The sequence below is a fragment of the Nitrospira sp. CMX1 genome, assembly GCF_054902215.1.
Genome location: NZ_JBUBKD010000070.1, coordinates 1 through 13950, shown reverse-complemented (window position 1 = coordinate 13950; position 13950 = coordinate 1). Strand labels below are relative to the sequence as shown.

The following is a 13950-nucleotide window of genomic DNA, read 5'->3' as shown; positions in this document are numbered from 1 at the left end:
CAGTTGAAAGGGTACGTGCAGGATTCCGGAGAAGGACGCTGGATGATCGCCGATGCCATTGAAAAAGACGTCCCGGTTCCCACGTTGACGACTGCACTCTTCACACGGTTTCGGTCACGCCAAGATCAATCGTTTGCAGAAAAGATGTTGGCGGCCCTCCGCAACGCCTTCGGTGGCCACGCGGTCCGTCGATAATAAGACGATCTCACTGAGGAGACTTCTATGGCGCCAACGACCAGTCAGCGGATCGATATCAGCCCGGCCCAGGAGCCATTAGCATCGGTCGAACCTTGTACTCTCGTCATTTTCGGTGGTTCGGGAGATTTAGCTCGTCGGCGTCTCATCCCTGCCGTCTATAACCTATTGCTGGACGGATTGCTCCCGTCGAACTATGTCGTGCTCGGCCTGGGCCGTACCCCGATGAGCGATGAAGAATTTAGAACCACTGTCCGCGATGGTGTCATCAAACATTCGCGACAAGCGTTGATCGAGGAGACCTGGACGACCTTTTCCAAACACCTGTTCTATCTGGCGGGGGGAAACGACGACGCCCAAACCTACACTCGATTAAAGGAGCGAATCGAGGAACTCGAGCGTCAGTTTGAATTGCCCGGGAACCGTATTTTCTACCTCAGCATTCCTCCCAGTTCGTTTACCTCCGCCTGCGAAGGCCTGTCTCAGTCCGGGCTTGCAGGTGCCTCCGGCACCCATTCCCCCTACACACGCATCATCGTGGAAAAACCGGTCGGGCGCGATCTGACTTCCGCGCAAGCCATCAATCAAGTCACCGGCCGTGTCTTTGATGAATCGCAGATTTTCCGGATCGATCATTACCTCGGGAAAGAAACCGTACAAAATCTCATGGTGGTCCGCTTTGCGAACAGTATCTTTGAGCCGATCTGGAACCACAAGTACGTTGATCACGTCCAGATCACCGTGAGCGAAGCCGAGGGGGTGGGAACTCGGGCCTCCTATTACGAAGAAGCCGGCGCGCTCCGAGACATGATTCAAAATCATCTCCTCCAGCTTCTTTGCCTGGTGGCGATGGAACCTCCCTATTCCCTGGACCCCAACGTCGTGCGCAATGCCAAGATGGAAGTTCTTCGCTGCCTGCGGCCTATCACGGCCAAAGATGTAGACAAGTTTACGGTGCGTGCGCAATACACAGAGGGGAACGTCCACGGGACCGCGGTGCCAGGGTATCGCCGTGAAAAAGGCGTCAAGCCGGACTCCACCACCGAAACCTACGTGGCGGTGAAATGTTTCGTCGAAAATTGGCGGTGGTCCGGAGTGCCGTTTTACTTGCGGACGGGGAAAGCCCTGCCATTGCGAGCGAGTGAAGTCGCGGTGCAATTCAAAGAAATTCCGCAAATCCTCTTCAATGCCGGAGGGCACACGCCTCAAGCCCCTAACGTCTTGGCCTTGAAAATACAACCCGAGGAAGGCCTCACGCTTCGCATCGTCTCACGGGTGCCCGGCACCCGCGCCCAAACACACCCGGTGGAAATGGACTTCAAATATGGAGAGGTGTTTGGTCGACCTTCCCCAGAGGCCTACGAACGCCTGCTTCTGGACGTCATGGCGGGCAATGCCTCTCGCTTCATGCGGCGCGATGCCGTCGAAGCTTCTTGGGCTTGGATTACCCAGATTTTGGAAGCCTGGGAGAAATCGGGGCAACGGTGGCTCCCGGAATATCAAGCCGGTACCTGGGGACCGGTGGAAGCGGATCGCTTGATCCAAAACGACGGACGGGCCTGGCGCGTCTTGTAAGAAGCACACCACACGTCAGAATCAGCCTGGCAAAACGGATTCAATCTGTTTCCGTATGGCCTCCTTCTTCCCAAGTCCTCCGATGAAGGTCACAAACTCACCGTTCTTGTAAAGCGCCAGCACTGGGAGCGAAGAAATTTCCAATTCTGCAGGGATCTGAAACTGCTCCTCCACATTCATGGTGAAGATCAGGATCCGCCCACTAACGTCCTGCTGCAACCGCTCTAACTCGTTCATCAGCGCCTGGCAATGGCCACAGCCAGGCTTCCAAAATTCCACCAACACCGGAAGAGAGCTGGCCTCGACCATTCGGTCAAATTCTCGATCAGTGACGGCTCGAAGCCTGGAATTCATGATTGCGTGTGCTGCGCCAAGAGCGGTTTCAGAATGAAGGCGACTTGCTCGGCAAATAGCCTATACCCAGCGGTCGTCAGATGAATGCCGTCGTTTGAGTAGCTCGCCGCCAGTTGGCCGCTCTCAGGCTCTGCCGTCGCAGCGAACAAATCAACGCAGGCAATGCTCTTCGAATCGGCATACTCTTGGATCAGCTTATTCAGCTGCCTTCGACGGACCAAATGTTCGGCGACCCATTCTTGTCCCTCCTGGCTCTCTGCCGCACCTTCGACACGAATGGAGGGAACGGTCACGGGAATCGGCAAACTCCCCATGCTAAAAACCTGGTCATACATTGCGATGAGATTGTCGATGATGTCTTGCAGTGATGCATTCCATCCGAGATCGTTCGTGCCGCCAAGGATGGGGACATAATTCGGCTGGTGATCGAGGACATCACGCCGAAATCGTGCAACCATCTCACCCGTCAGCTCACCACAGATTCCACTGATGCGAATCTCTACAGCAGCATCCAGATGCGACTGAAGGAATTGACCATACGGAGTGCCTCGCCCACTTGGATTCTCTCTCGTTGGAGACTGGAATCCCGCCGTCAGACTATCCCCGAAACAGATAACGAGAGGAGATCGATGCATGGTTCGACGTGATTCTACCGCTGCCTGCGATGTCCTACAAGCCGTTGCCGTTGAATACCTTCAGGATATCCAAGCGCGAAGAATGGCGATTTTCTTGACGAATACTGGATCTCTCGGTAGGTCTTACAGGATGTCCACGAACAGCACGTCGGCACAGGAAATGCTCGTAGCAGCCGTCGCCACACGAAGCGTGGAAGATCCGGAAATCGTCTCAATCAAACGTCTCCTGAAGCTGTTGGACAAAACCGCAAAGTCAAACCGAACGTATGGCTCGGCAAATCCAGTCGCGCAAAAATTCTCGCAGCAGTTCTTTGAAGAGCTTAGCACCCACCTGACAACCTACGAAAGACTTTCCGTCTTCGTCCAGCGCACGGCTCTCCTGTACAAAGAGTCCGTGGTCTATCAGGAAGAACAGGGCGGCGGCGGCGAAAGCATGGCATTCAAACTGTATGCGGACGGTATCCGTGAATTATCCCTGCACCAAGGTCTCACACAAGAAGACCTTCGATTCTTTTTGGACTCCTTGTGGGGAGGACTTGACCCGACCAAAGACGATGATGACATCGTCACACGCATCTGGGGAAAGAATCTCTCGACCATCTCTATCGTGACGGCTGAAGAAGTGGCAAGTGCCTCAGTCGGCCACGAGGAATTCGTTCGGCTTGACAGTAGCCCAAGCTTCTCTGACTCAACACTTCGTGAACTCATCGATCGTGAAAAAACTCGCAGCAAGCACACTCCTGAGAGCGAGAGCAACAGCGGTTCCGGGAAGACCAGCAGTCCTCAGGACCATCGTCTTCAAGCGGGTCATCTCGGGTACGAAGTCACCGAGAAAGAACTCGCAACACTGGCCAAAGAAATCGAGGCGGAAAGCCATCGAAACTCCCAGGCATACATTCTCGATGCTCTGACCGCGATTCTTGCCTCTGAACAATCCCCAACCTTGCTGACAAAACTGTTCAGCCTCTGGGGTGCCGTCGTTGACTCGCTCCTCCGCGAAGGGAAATGGACGGTGTTGGAGAAGGTGTTGAGCCTCCTGCACGAAGCGGATGCTGTCAGGCCCGACCTCAGCGAGGACCACAAGCAGCAGCTCGCCTCCGTCATGAACGGGCTAGGACGTACCGAGCGCATCAAAGCCATCGAGAGCTACCTGAATCGCAGTCCAGATGCCAGCGTCGAAGAACTCTCAACCATTTTGCTCCGTATGAAGCCGGAGGCGGCACCTGCTCTTTGCACGCTTCTGGCAAATCTCACATCTCCTGGACACCAGGCCATTGTGGTCGAAGCCCTCACCCTCTTGGCAAAGGACAAACCGGACCCTGTGGTGCGAGGGCTCATGGATCGTCGACCGGTCTATGTCCGCAATCTCCTCTCCATCCTCCTCAAATGGAACACTCCCAAGTTCGTTGAGTCGATCGAAAAGTTAACTCGATATCCAGACGCCCAGGTCCGACGTGAAGTCGTGCGCGCAATCGGTCAGCTCCGTCCGAACGGCTCCGGAATAAAACTGGTGCCGCTGACGAGTGACCCAGACGAAAGCGTTCGCTTTGCCGCACTCAAACTGCTCATATCCGGCCAATATACGGTACCGTTCACACAATGGTCTCCGCTTGTCGTTGAGGATGGCTTCATGGACCGGCCCATCAGTGAACGTCGCGCCGTGTTCCAAGCCATGCGAATGTCTTGCAGAGATGAGGCCGTACCCTACTGGCAGGAACTCATGACGGCCTGGTCCTGGACCAACCGTAGGAAAAAGGAAGAACTCGCGGTACTTGCCGCAGAGACGCTCGGAAAGCTTGCCACGCCCGTTGCGATAGCGGCCTTGGAACGAGGCTCAAAAAAGGGAAACGCAGCCGTTCGCCAAGCGTGCAGTGCGGCGCTCATGCAAACCGTCAAGCACCAGCAGCAACACCCCTCTGCCACCCAGACGACGGATAGAGAGCCATCATGACAGTTCCTAAGGTCGCGCGACCAACGCCGAAGGTGAGCACTGGCCCGACCGAACCGCTCCTGACCCATGAAAAATCCCTGGCCCAGAAAATCGGGCAAGGCTCCGAGGCCGGCGACATTCTCGACCAACAGCTGGCCATGCTGGGGTTCCAGCTCATCACACAGCTGAATACCCTCATCAAGACCTCGCGCATCCATGGCAGAACGAACGCCGCACTCGACAAACCAGTTGAGACGATGTTGACCCTGATTCAAACTCTGGCCCATGATCAACCCGTCACCGTGCGGATTCAGAACGACTTTCTCTTTCTTGGGGAACGCCACCTCAAGATCAATGCCCAGCAGATGCTGATCGCCTCAAGTATCATCGATACGATGACCACATGGAAAATCGGAGGACTCACCTTTGCGTCCTCTACATCCTCCGGTGACCTTCGGGAGCTCGCCTATCTGTTCGTCACACTCGATCCCGCCACGAAATCGCTCAATGACTTTCGCCAGGAACTCAAGGCCCTGAACGTCTCCAGTATCGAACTACAAGATCGGCAGGAACTGGCACTACGAAACGATGCCGCTTCCAATCAGACCCCTGGACCCGACCAAGGGACAAAGGCCCGTCAGAAAGCCAAGTCCAAAGTCGCGTACGGACAGGCCGCCAACGAAATCGGCCAGCTGACCCAATCAGCACGCACAGGCGGCACGTTGAATTTTAAGCAAGCCAAGCGAGCCATCCAAAACATCGTGGACCTCATGATGCAGGATGAAGCCACAGTTCTGGGCCTGACGACGCTCCGGTGTCACGACCAATATACCCACAACCATTCTGTCAACGTCTCGCTTCTCTCGCTCGCACTCGCCAATCGTGCCGGCTATCCCAAAGTCGAACTGGCAGACCTCGGACTCGCGGCGCTGTTTCATGACATGGGCAAATCGAATATTCCGCTCGACGTCCTGAACAAGCCCGGTGAATTCACAGAAGATGAGTGGGCGATGATGCGCAGTCACCCCACCGAAGGCGTCTTGAGCCTCACACAACTTCGTGGCATTACCAGCCTCCCGGCGCGCATGGTTGCTGCATCGTTCGAGCACCACATGAACCTGGACTATTCCGGCTATCCCAAGTTGAAAACGCCATGGACGCTCTCATTGACCGGCCGCATTCTGATGATTGCGGATTGCTATGACGCAATGACCTCGTCACGCGTCTATCGACGAGAGCCGATGTCTCCTTCAAAAGTGTTGAACATCATGTTCTCAAAATCCGGGAAGAGCTTTGACCCCATTCTACTCAAACTCTTCGTCAACTGTGTCGGCATCGTCCCGATCGGAAGCCTCGTCCTGTTGGACACTGACGAACTGGCCGTGGTCCTCAAACCAGCCGTCAACAAGGCCACCGCTGAACGACCTCTGGTCAAAGTGATTACCGACCGGCATGGCGAACCAATCGACAATGGACCGGAGCTGGACCTCAGTGAAAAAGATGAGGGCGGCAGCTATCACCACAGCATCATCCGATTGGTCGATACCGCCGAATATAAAATCGACACCAGCCGTTACTTTGTTTGACCAAACCGGCAACATCCATCATCGCCATTGACAGCCCACTCTCGACTTTCCTCTCCCTGACTTGACAGGTCAAAAGATGATCTTCGACAATGCCCTCATGCCCGACCAAATCCGTATTGAACGATTGGAATTTCGGAGTCGTTGCGGTGTGACGGTTGAAGAACGCACACGCCCGCAACACCTTGCCATTGATCTGGAGCTGGATTACCGCATGGATCACGCGGGCATCTCTGATGACCTACGCCACACCATTGATTACGCAACCGTGGCCCGCCGAGTCGTTGAAATCGGAACCGGTCGAGAGGCGCAGCTCCTAGAGTCGATCGCTGAACAGCTGTTCGCCGTCATCTTTGCTGAATTTCCCGTTGATCGGATCAAGCTCTGGTTACGCAAATTGCATCCACCGATCACCGACATCACCGCATCCGTCGGCATCACCCGCGAGCGAACCAGGCTCGCCCAGCACGTACTCCGTGCAGATCCTCACCCAGCACGGTTTCTCGTGCAGCAGTTGGATCGCCTCCCCAAGGGGTTGGTCCTCGACGTCGCTGCGGGAAGGGGGCGGCACACGTTATTTCTCTCTTCTCTGGGCTATCAGATCGAAGCCATCGACCGAGATGAACAAGCGCTCGCGCAGCTCTTGACCGACGTTCGAACCAAACACCTCACCAATGTCACGACACAAGCACTCGACTTGGAGTCAACGCCTACACCGGACCTTGGGAAGGACAGGTACGATGCCATCCTTGTCTTCTTTTATCTTTCACGGCCGATCGTTCCGCATCTCCTTCGTGCGCTGAAGCCAGGAGGCGTGTTGATCTACGAGACCTTTCTCATCGATCATCACCTTCGCCACCAACATCCACGGCGTCGTGAGTTCTGCCTGGAACATGGGGAGCTTTTGAATCTGACTTCCGGACTCCGTGTCCTTCATTATGATGAGGGGCCACACGAAGGGGCTCGAGACGGAGAATCCGCCTACACCGCGCAACTCGTGGCACAGAAACCTTTTACTCCCGGAGCTACCGCATGAGCCGCTTGGACCTTCATCTCCATACAACCCACTCCGACGGCAGCTGTACGCCCACAGAGGTCATCGGCCTCGCGCATCAAGCCGGTGTGACAGCCCTTGCCATCACGGACCACGACATCATGACAGGGATCAGCGAGGCGATCACGGCGGGGGAGCACTGTGGGATTGAAGTAATCCCAGGCGTTGAGATTAGCTCGATTATGAACCAATCGGAGTTGCACATCCTTGGGTACTTTCTTGACTGGCAAGACCCTATCTTAAATGAACGATTCAAGACCTTGCGCGACAGTCGACACCGGCGCAATCCGCAAATTATTCAACGGCTCCAAGCGCTCGGAATTGACATCACCTACGACGAAGTTCTGACCACCGCGGGCAGTGACTCAGTGGGGAGGCCACACATCGCCCGTGCACTCATGAACAAACAGGTGGTCTCGTCGGCCAAGGAAGCTTTTGATCGTTTTCTCGCCGATGGGAAACCCGCCTACGTACCTCGTGATCTCCCAAGTCCCGCTGAAGCGATTCAATGGATCAAAGCCGCAGGAGGACTCGCCGTCTTAGCCCATCCGACCTGGGTCAAACTCGCTGATCGCTCGTTGGTCGAGCTGGTTCGAGAGCTCAAGACCGCAGGACTCGATGGCGTGGAGGTCTATTACAGCACCCATGCAACTCGACAAACGCGCGAATATCTCAGCCTTACGCAACAACTCGACCTCTTGGTCACCGGGGGAAGCGACTTCCATGGCCTCACAAAACCTGACATCAATGTTGGGATCGGTAAGGGCACTTTGCATATCCCCACCGCACTGCTCACCAAGATGAAAGCAGCTGTCGGACACATCTAGGCCCACGATCATCGCATAATTTCCCCAATCCGTTGACTCCCTTCTCAGATCAGCTAGACTCTGCCTGCCTCCTCGACATGCCGGCTATGATCAACTCTTCGCGTTGGGCTCTATACTATCTTCTCGTTACCTACGCAGCACTATTCGCTGGCCCTGCGTTCAGCAAACTTCCCATAGCCCAATCCTTGCCGCTGACCCTCTTCGGCCTGAATGAGTCCCAAACCGTGCATCTCATCGTAGCGGCACTCATGGTAGCCGTCCTCTGCATCGTTTCAGTTCGCATGGTTCACAGGATGCCGGATGATAGACAAGGCTATTCCTTCCTCAAACGAATGATCCTTCCCGTCACGACCCTTTTCATCGTGATCGCGATGGACAAGACCGTTCGAGTCCTTGGACTTTCCCTGATCGACGGCTTTGGGACGACACGCTATGCCATCACACACACGGCAATCCTGGCAGGAACGGGGCTCTGGATTACGACGACCTGGCTATTGAATTTCAATGTTCTCCATCAATTCTTTGCGAAACCGTCGCGAGCGACTCAGCGTATAGTACCTCGCACAGAGCCAGAAGAGCTCCAGCAGGACGAAGACGATACGTGCAACGGGGACACCTCACCTCGTCGCGGCTCCGCACAGGCTGACCCGCCGTCTTCCCTCGGTCGCTACAAAGTTCTGAAGGAATTGGGAAGTGGGGCGATGGGTGTGGTGTACCTCGGCAAGGATCCGACCATCCACCGATTCGTGGCTATCAAAACCATGCGGCTCGACAAAACCGATGATCCCGATAAATTCCACGAAGTGAAAGCTCGATTCTTTCGGGAAGCTGAATCCACGGGACGGTTGTCCCATCCGAACATCGTCACGATCTTCGATGCGGGTGAGGAAGGGGATCTTGGGTACATTGCAATGGAACTGCTCGAAGGAACGACGCTCAAAGACTGGTCTCGGAAACCAAACCTTCTGCCGCTCGAGAAGGTGATTTCAATCATAGCCACCGTCGCCGAGGCGATGGACTATGCTCACCAACAAGGCGTGATCCATCGCGATATCAAGCCGGCCAATATCATGTTGACCAAGGAACAGGTCATCAAGATCATGGACTTCGGTATCGCCAAAATGGCGACATCCACAAAGACCCAGACAGATATCATAATGGGCACACCCACCTACATGTCCCCGGAACAGATCGCAGGGAAAAAAGTGGACGGACGTTCTGATATCTTCTCGCTTGCTGTCGTCATGTTCGAATTGCTGACCGGCCGGCCTCCGTTCTTGGCCGATAACGTGTCCGCGCTCTTATTCGCCATCGCCCAGACCCCCCATCCCAGCCTGAAAATGCTCAGACCTGATCTCCCTCCCTCGCTCAAGGAAATCCTCGATCGGGCCTTACGGAAAGACCCGGCTCACCGTTACCACCGTGCCAGCGAGTTCGCCACCGCACTCCGCTCCTGCGCCGAAGGGCAGGCTGCATAGCAGTGAGAGCTCTGAGCACTCGTATCGTGAATGTCACGGGGTGAAACAGAATAACTCGCGGGCTGAAAGGCTTCAGTTCCTGAAGTTCAGTCGTCCCTTTGGCAAGCTTTGGTAGCAGGCTTCCGAGAGGTCCTGCTCGTGTTCTTGCAAACATGCGAGAATACGCCCCTCCCCAGGGTCCACAGTCAGACACAGTCGCTTGACATCTCCTGCACAAGCGAGCCGATAGCCATCGACGGCTTTCCATCGCACCATACGCTGTCGGGCAATTTGCTGACAAGGCTGGTCCAACTGTCTCATGCGTTGCATCACGCAGCGTCGTCTCTCCTCTCCCGGGAGTGAATCAGGACACAATTGCTCGACTTGCGCATCACACCGCACTTCTGCAATTTGCCTCGCACGACTGTCTTGCAGCGCAGTCTCCCCACCACTCGTCGTACCGAGTGACGGTTCTCCAGATCCGGTCGAGCCATGGACAGGCTGCCGAGGCATGCCGGGGATCGTCAGGTCGAGCTCACGGGGCTGTGACACTTCAACGGGTGCTGGTGAGGATGAAGCCGACAAGAGCTCTTCCTTCGAAGGAAAATGTGCCCAGACAACCGCCCAGACGAGAACCAACCCACCCCCTGTGACGAGGCTCGCAATAGTCTTTGCAGATTGCTCTGTCGGTTTCGGCTGCGTCATCGAGGTGAGAATAAAATAAAGCTACGAGAAAATCACTGAAACCGCCGTTTTGTGCAAGAGTTTCGGAGAAACTGACACGAAACAGGCTATGGAAGGAGTAAAGAACTGAAATGGCGGGATAACGCTAGTTCTCTGGAGCTTCTACAATATGGTTCTCAAACCTGGTGCAGCCTTCGGCCAATAGACGGTTGGTCAACATCTCGCCCGGCCATTCAATCGGCAAATCCGCCGTAAATACCCAGACGTCCGGGGAGGTCCAGACCGGACCATGCTCTTCGGGAAGTTCCGGATCAAACAAGTCGGTCCATACCGGCATATAGACCCCATTCCCACATTGGGTGTGAAGATGAACGATGGTGCGAGACCTGACGAGCGGATCCAACTCTCTCCACACCGCTGCCGTCTCATCGGCCAGGTGATGAAGCCGTACGGCATTTTGCGCATCAAACATCGCATAGGCGGCATACACCGGCGCTTCAATCATGTCGGGTGCGCAGGCGAGCTCCGGGCATTGCTTGACAAGTCCTTCAAGAATCTCGCGTCGCTGGTGATCTTCCCACGAGTCAGGCAATCCGGGATCCGGGGCCCCCATCATCTCAAATAAAAGGAAGGCGGTGTTCTCAACCGGAGGAAGTAACCGGGCGGCGACCGACTGTACCCGTCGTGAATCAGCGACCGTCACCAGATGGTCATGGAACATTTGGAGGTTCAACATCTCCAAGGTGGCATCGGTGAGCAATCGCGACTCAACCCGCACAACCGTTCCTGGAGGAAGCTGCAGATGCGTGTGCAGTAAATCGGCGGTCGCAATCGGATCGATCTTCAGCTTGAGGGGGGCGGTTAAATTCGCCTGGAGTGGAAGCGCCAGCGCCGCGATCGTAGCATAGGTCGGCTTTTCATCATGCGGCCCGTCCAACAGCAGCGTGCAACTCGCCTCGGCAACCAGATCAAACAGCCACTCGGCCATTTCTTCATCGAGCGCAGCCAGGACGGTCAGCAGATCATGCTCACGCCCCTGCTCGAGAAAGGCCTGCAGCGTGTCAATGGCATCATCGGCATCTCCATGCTCATGACGGCGAGCGTTGATGAGATGGATGAGATCACGTGTGAGCGGGTCTGGGCGAGACCAGGCTAGCATTGTTATTCCTTACGGTCCAAGCCATCGACTGATGACCCGACAACTCAGATTGCATGTTGCCAAACTTTTACACCCCGTGCAAGCGCGAACAGCATTGCCGGCACGACGGCGGCACTCTCGCACAGGCCCCGTTACTCCCCGATGATTTTGACGAGCACGCGCTTGCGCCGACGACCGTCGAACTCCCCGTAAAAAATTTGTTCCCATGGGCCAAAGTCGAGCCGGCCCCCTGTAATCGCAACCACCACGTCTCGCCCCATCACTTGCCGCTTGAGATGCGCATCCCCATTATCTTCACCGGTTTCATTGTGCCGATAGCATGCTTCATGCGGAGCGAGTCGTTCAAGAAAGTCATCATAGTCCCGCAGCAGACCCGGCTCATCGTCGTTGATATACACACTCGCCGTAATATGCATGGCATTCACCAACACCAACCCTTCACGTACCCCGCTCTTGTGAACCAGCGCCTCAATCTGCGGCGTGATGTTGAGGTAGGCACGCCTGGTCTTGGTTTCAAGCCAGAGTTCTTCGCGATAGGACTTCATGATGATCGACCGCCGCATTCTGCCTTCCGCTGTGGGAGACATGCAAGAGGCTTCGGCCATTCAGTCCTTCACCGGATGTCCCATCTCCATGGAAAGCGCTATAATAAAACGTATCTCCCCATGGGTACCGGACACCACTCCCCACGACTGTCTCCCAATGCACTCACGGTCTTGCGCCGGCGGTACTTGGCCAAGAACGACCGCGGGGTCGTCGTCGAATCTCCGACTGCACTGTTTCACCGTGTCGCCAACGATGTCGCCTCGATCGAACCACCTGCGCACAGACGCCGTCTGGCCCACCAATTCTACGAGGCCATGGCGTCCCTGACGTTTCTTCCAAATTCGCCGACCCTCATGAACGCCGGACGTCCTCTTCAGCAGCTCTCGGCCTGCTTCGTGTTGCCGATCGACGATTCCCTGGAATCGATCTTCGACGCCGTAAAGCATCAAGCCCTTATTCATCAATCTGGCGGAGGCACCGGGTTTTCGTTCAGTCATATTCGGCCTCACGCCGACCGAGTCGCTACCACCAATGGGCTCGCATCAGGTCCCATCTCATTCATGCGCCTGTTCAATCTGTCGACCGATGTCGTCAAACAGGGCGGCACCAGGCGGGGCGCCAATATGGGCATTCTGCGAGTCGACCACCCCGACATCCTGGACTTCATCGCATTGAAACTCCAGCCACATGAAATGGCAAACTTCAATCTCTCCGTGGGGCTCACCGATCGTTTCATGAAGGCCGTCAGACATGATCGATCATACGCGCTCATCAACCCACGAAGCGCCACACCAATCCGACGCCTCCCCGCCAAGATGGTCTTTGATCGGCTGGTGGAAGCAGCCTGGCAATCGGGCGAACCAGGTGTCCTCTTCCTGGATGCGATCAATAGGGCGAATCCTACCCCTCAGCTCGGAACGATCGAGACCACGAACCCCTGCGGCGAACAACCGCTTTTGGCCTATGAATCCTGCACACTGGGATCGATCAATGTCGCCCGATGTCTGACGACACACCGAGGCACGAGCAGCATCGACTACGAACGACTTGGGAGCCTGATTCCGCTGGCGGTTCGCTTCCTCGACAATGTGCTCGATCGAACCCGTTATCCCTTGGCATCAATCGAGGCGCGGACGAAACGCACCAGAAAGATCGGGCTCGGCATCATGGGGTTTGCTGATCTTCTGATCCAGCTGGGCATCCCGTATGATACCGACGACGCCTTGCAGATCGCAGATCAGTTGATGGGATTTGTTCGGCAACAGGCCCACGAAGCCTCACATCGGCTGGCCCAGGAGCGAGGATCGTTCCCAGCCTACAAAGGCAGTCGGCTGGAGACCGAAGACCGTCCTCGACGGAATGCCACGGTCACGACCATCGCCCCAACCGGAACGATCAGTATTCTGGCCGATTGTTCCGCCGGAATTGAACCGCTCTATAGTCTCAGTGTCGCCCATACGATCATGGAAGACATCCGGCTGCAACGCCTTCATCCGGAATTCCTTCGACGAGCTCGAGCCAGAGACCTCCCCCTCGGCGAGTTACGTGAAGCAATCGGTCGGCATGAATCGATTCAACGTCTGCCGCAGATCCCCGATGAGCTTCGTCGGCTCTTTGTGACCGCCCATGATATCACTCCGGCCCATCACGTCCGGATGCAGGCCGCCTTTCAACGGCATAGTGACAGCGGCGTCTCCAAGACGATCAATCTCCCTCCCTCTGCGACAACCGCGGATGTGGCCGCCGCCTTCTCGCTGGCCCATGAACTGGGCTGCAAAGGTTTGACCGTGTATCGGGCCGGGAGCCGAGCGCATCAGGTGCTCTCCTGTTCCCATGTACAACCCTGTTCATGAGAGACTGCCGAATCTTCACACAAAATTGACAGCCTACGCGCCAGATGATAAGTACTTTTCGAGAGATTACGATGCCGTCTGCTAGAGGGAGGTGCTCG

At 55.8% G+C, this 13950-nt stretch carries 12 protein-coding genes and 1 pseudogene; 8 read left to right on the top strand and 5 right to left on the bottom strand.

Annotated elements, in window-relative coordinates:
- Both ACYX34_RS17800 and zwf read left to right on the top strand, forming a co-directional pair.
- Positions 1 to 195, top strand: a pseudogene (locus ACYX34_RS17800) (6-phosphogluconate dehydrogenase); the annotation flags it as partial.
- Between the two features lie 27 nt (positions 196 to 222).
- Positions 223 to 1770: a glucose-6-phosphate dehydrogenase gene (zwf, locus tag ACYX34_RS17795; protein ID WP_462077924.1), complete on the top strand. Its 1548-nt coding sequence runs from the start codon at positions 223 to 225 to the stop codon at positions 1768 to 1770.
- A gap of 21 nt (positions 1771 to 1791) precedes the next feature.
- Here zwf and ACYX34_RS17790 read toward each other — a convergent pair whose 3' ends face one another.
- Together ACYX34_RS17790 and ACYX34_RS17785 are read right to left on the bottom strand one after the other, a co-directional pair.
- Positions 1792 to 2124, bottom strand: coding sequence for a thioredoxin family protein (locus ACYX34_RS17790; RefSeq protein WP_462077923.1), 333 nt, complete (start codon positions 2122 to 2124; stop codon positions 1792 to 1794).
- A complete protein-coding gene (locus tag ACYX34_RS17785) occupies positions 2121 to 2759 on the bottom strand; it encodes an SGNH/GDSL hydrolase family protein (RefSeq protein ID WP_462077922.1) in 639 nt (212 codons plus the stop codon). The genes ACYX34_RS17790 and ACYX34_RS17785 overlap by 4 nt, the downstream gene beginning before the upstream one ends.
- Here ACYX34_RS17785 and ACYX34_RS17780 point away from each other — a divergent pair.
- The 5 genes from ACYX34_RS17780 (at position 2758) to ACYX34_RS17760 (ending at position 9631) form a co-directional block, all read left to right on the top strand.
- Complete coding sequence (locus ACYX34_RS17780; RefSeq protein ID WP_462077921.1) at positions 2758 to 4710, top strand: HEAT repeat domain-containing protein; 1953 nt, start codon at positions 2758 to 2760, stop codon at positions 4708 to 4710. The two genes, ACYX34_RS17785 and ACYX34_RS17780, sit on opposite strands and share 2 nt — an antisense overlap.
- Complete coding sequence (locus tag ACYX34_RS17775) at positions 4707 to 6275, top strand: HD-GYP domain-containing protein (protein WP_462077920.1); 1569 nt, start codon at positions 4707 to 4709, stop codon at positions 6273 to 6275. Before ACYX34_RS17780 ends, ACYX34_RS17775 begins: the two co-directional genes overlap by 4 nt.
- A gap of 97 nt (positions 6276 to 6372) precedes the next feature.
- Positions 6373 to 7308, top strand: coding sequence for a dihydroneopterin aldolase (gene folB / locus ACYX34_RS17770; protein WP_462077919.1), 936 nt, complete (start codon positions 6373 to 6375; stop codon positions 7306 to 7308).
- Complete coding sequence (locus tag ACYX34_RS17765; RefSeq protein WP_462077918.1) at positions 7305 to 8153, top strand: PHP domain-containing protein; 849 nt, start codon at positions 7305 to 7307, stop codon at positions 8151 to 8153. Before folB ends, ACYX34_RS17765 begins: the two co-directional genes overlap by 4 nt.
- An 86-nt stretch (positions 8154 to 8239) precedes the next feature.
- The gene (locus ACYX34_RS17760) at positions 8240 to 9631 is read left to right on the top strand and encodes a serine/threonine-protein kinase (protein ID WP_462077917.1); all 1392 of its coding nucleotides are present in this window, start codon (positions 8240 to 8242) and stop codon (positions 9629 to 9631) included.
- Positions 9632 to 9703: 72 nt separating this feature from the next.
- Here the strand turns inward: ACYX34_RS17760 and ACYX34_RS17755 are convergent, their stop codons facing one another.
- From ACYX34_RS17755 to ACYX34_RS17745, 3 genes are all read right to left on the bottom strand, one after another.
- On the bottom strand, positions 9704 to 10315 hold the full coding sequence (locus ACYX34_RS17755; protein ID WP_462077916.1) for a cysteine rich repeat-containing protein: 612 nt from the start codon (positions 10313 to 10315) through the stop codon (positions 9704 to 9706).
- A gap of 124 nt (positions 10316 to 10439) precedes the next feature.
- Entirely contained in the window at positions 10440 to 11453 is a 1014-nt protein-coding gene (locus ACYX34_RS17750) for a hypothetical protein (protein WP_462077915.1), read from the bottom strand.
- A 131-nt stretch (positions 11454 to 11584) separates the two neighbouring features.
- Entirely contained in the window at positions 11585 to 11998 is a 414-nt protein-coding gene (locus ACYX34_RS17745) for a secondary thiamine-phosphate synthase enzyme YjbQ (RefSeq protein WP_462077914.1), read from the bottom strand.
- A 75-nt stretch (positions 11999 to 12073) separates the two neighbouring features.
- Here ACYX34_RS17745 and ACYX34_RS17740 point away from each other — a divergent pair, with 75 nt between their 5' ends.
- A complete protein-coding gene (locus tag ACYX34_RS17740) occupies positions 12074 to 13852 on the top strand; it encodes an adenosylcobalamin-dependent ribonucleoside-diphosphate reductase (RefSeq protein ID WP_462077913.1) in 1779 nt (592 codons plus the stop codon).
- Positions 13853 to 13950: the final 98 nt, after the last annotated feature.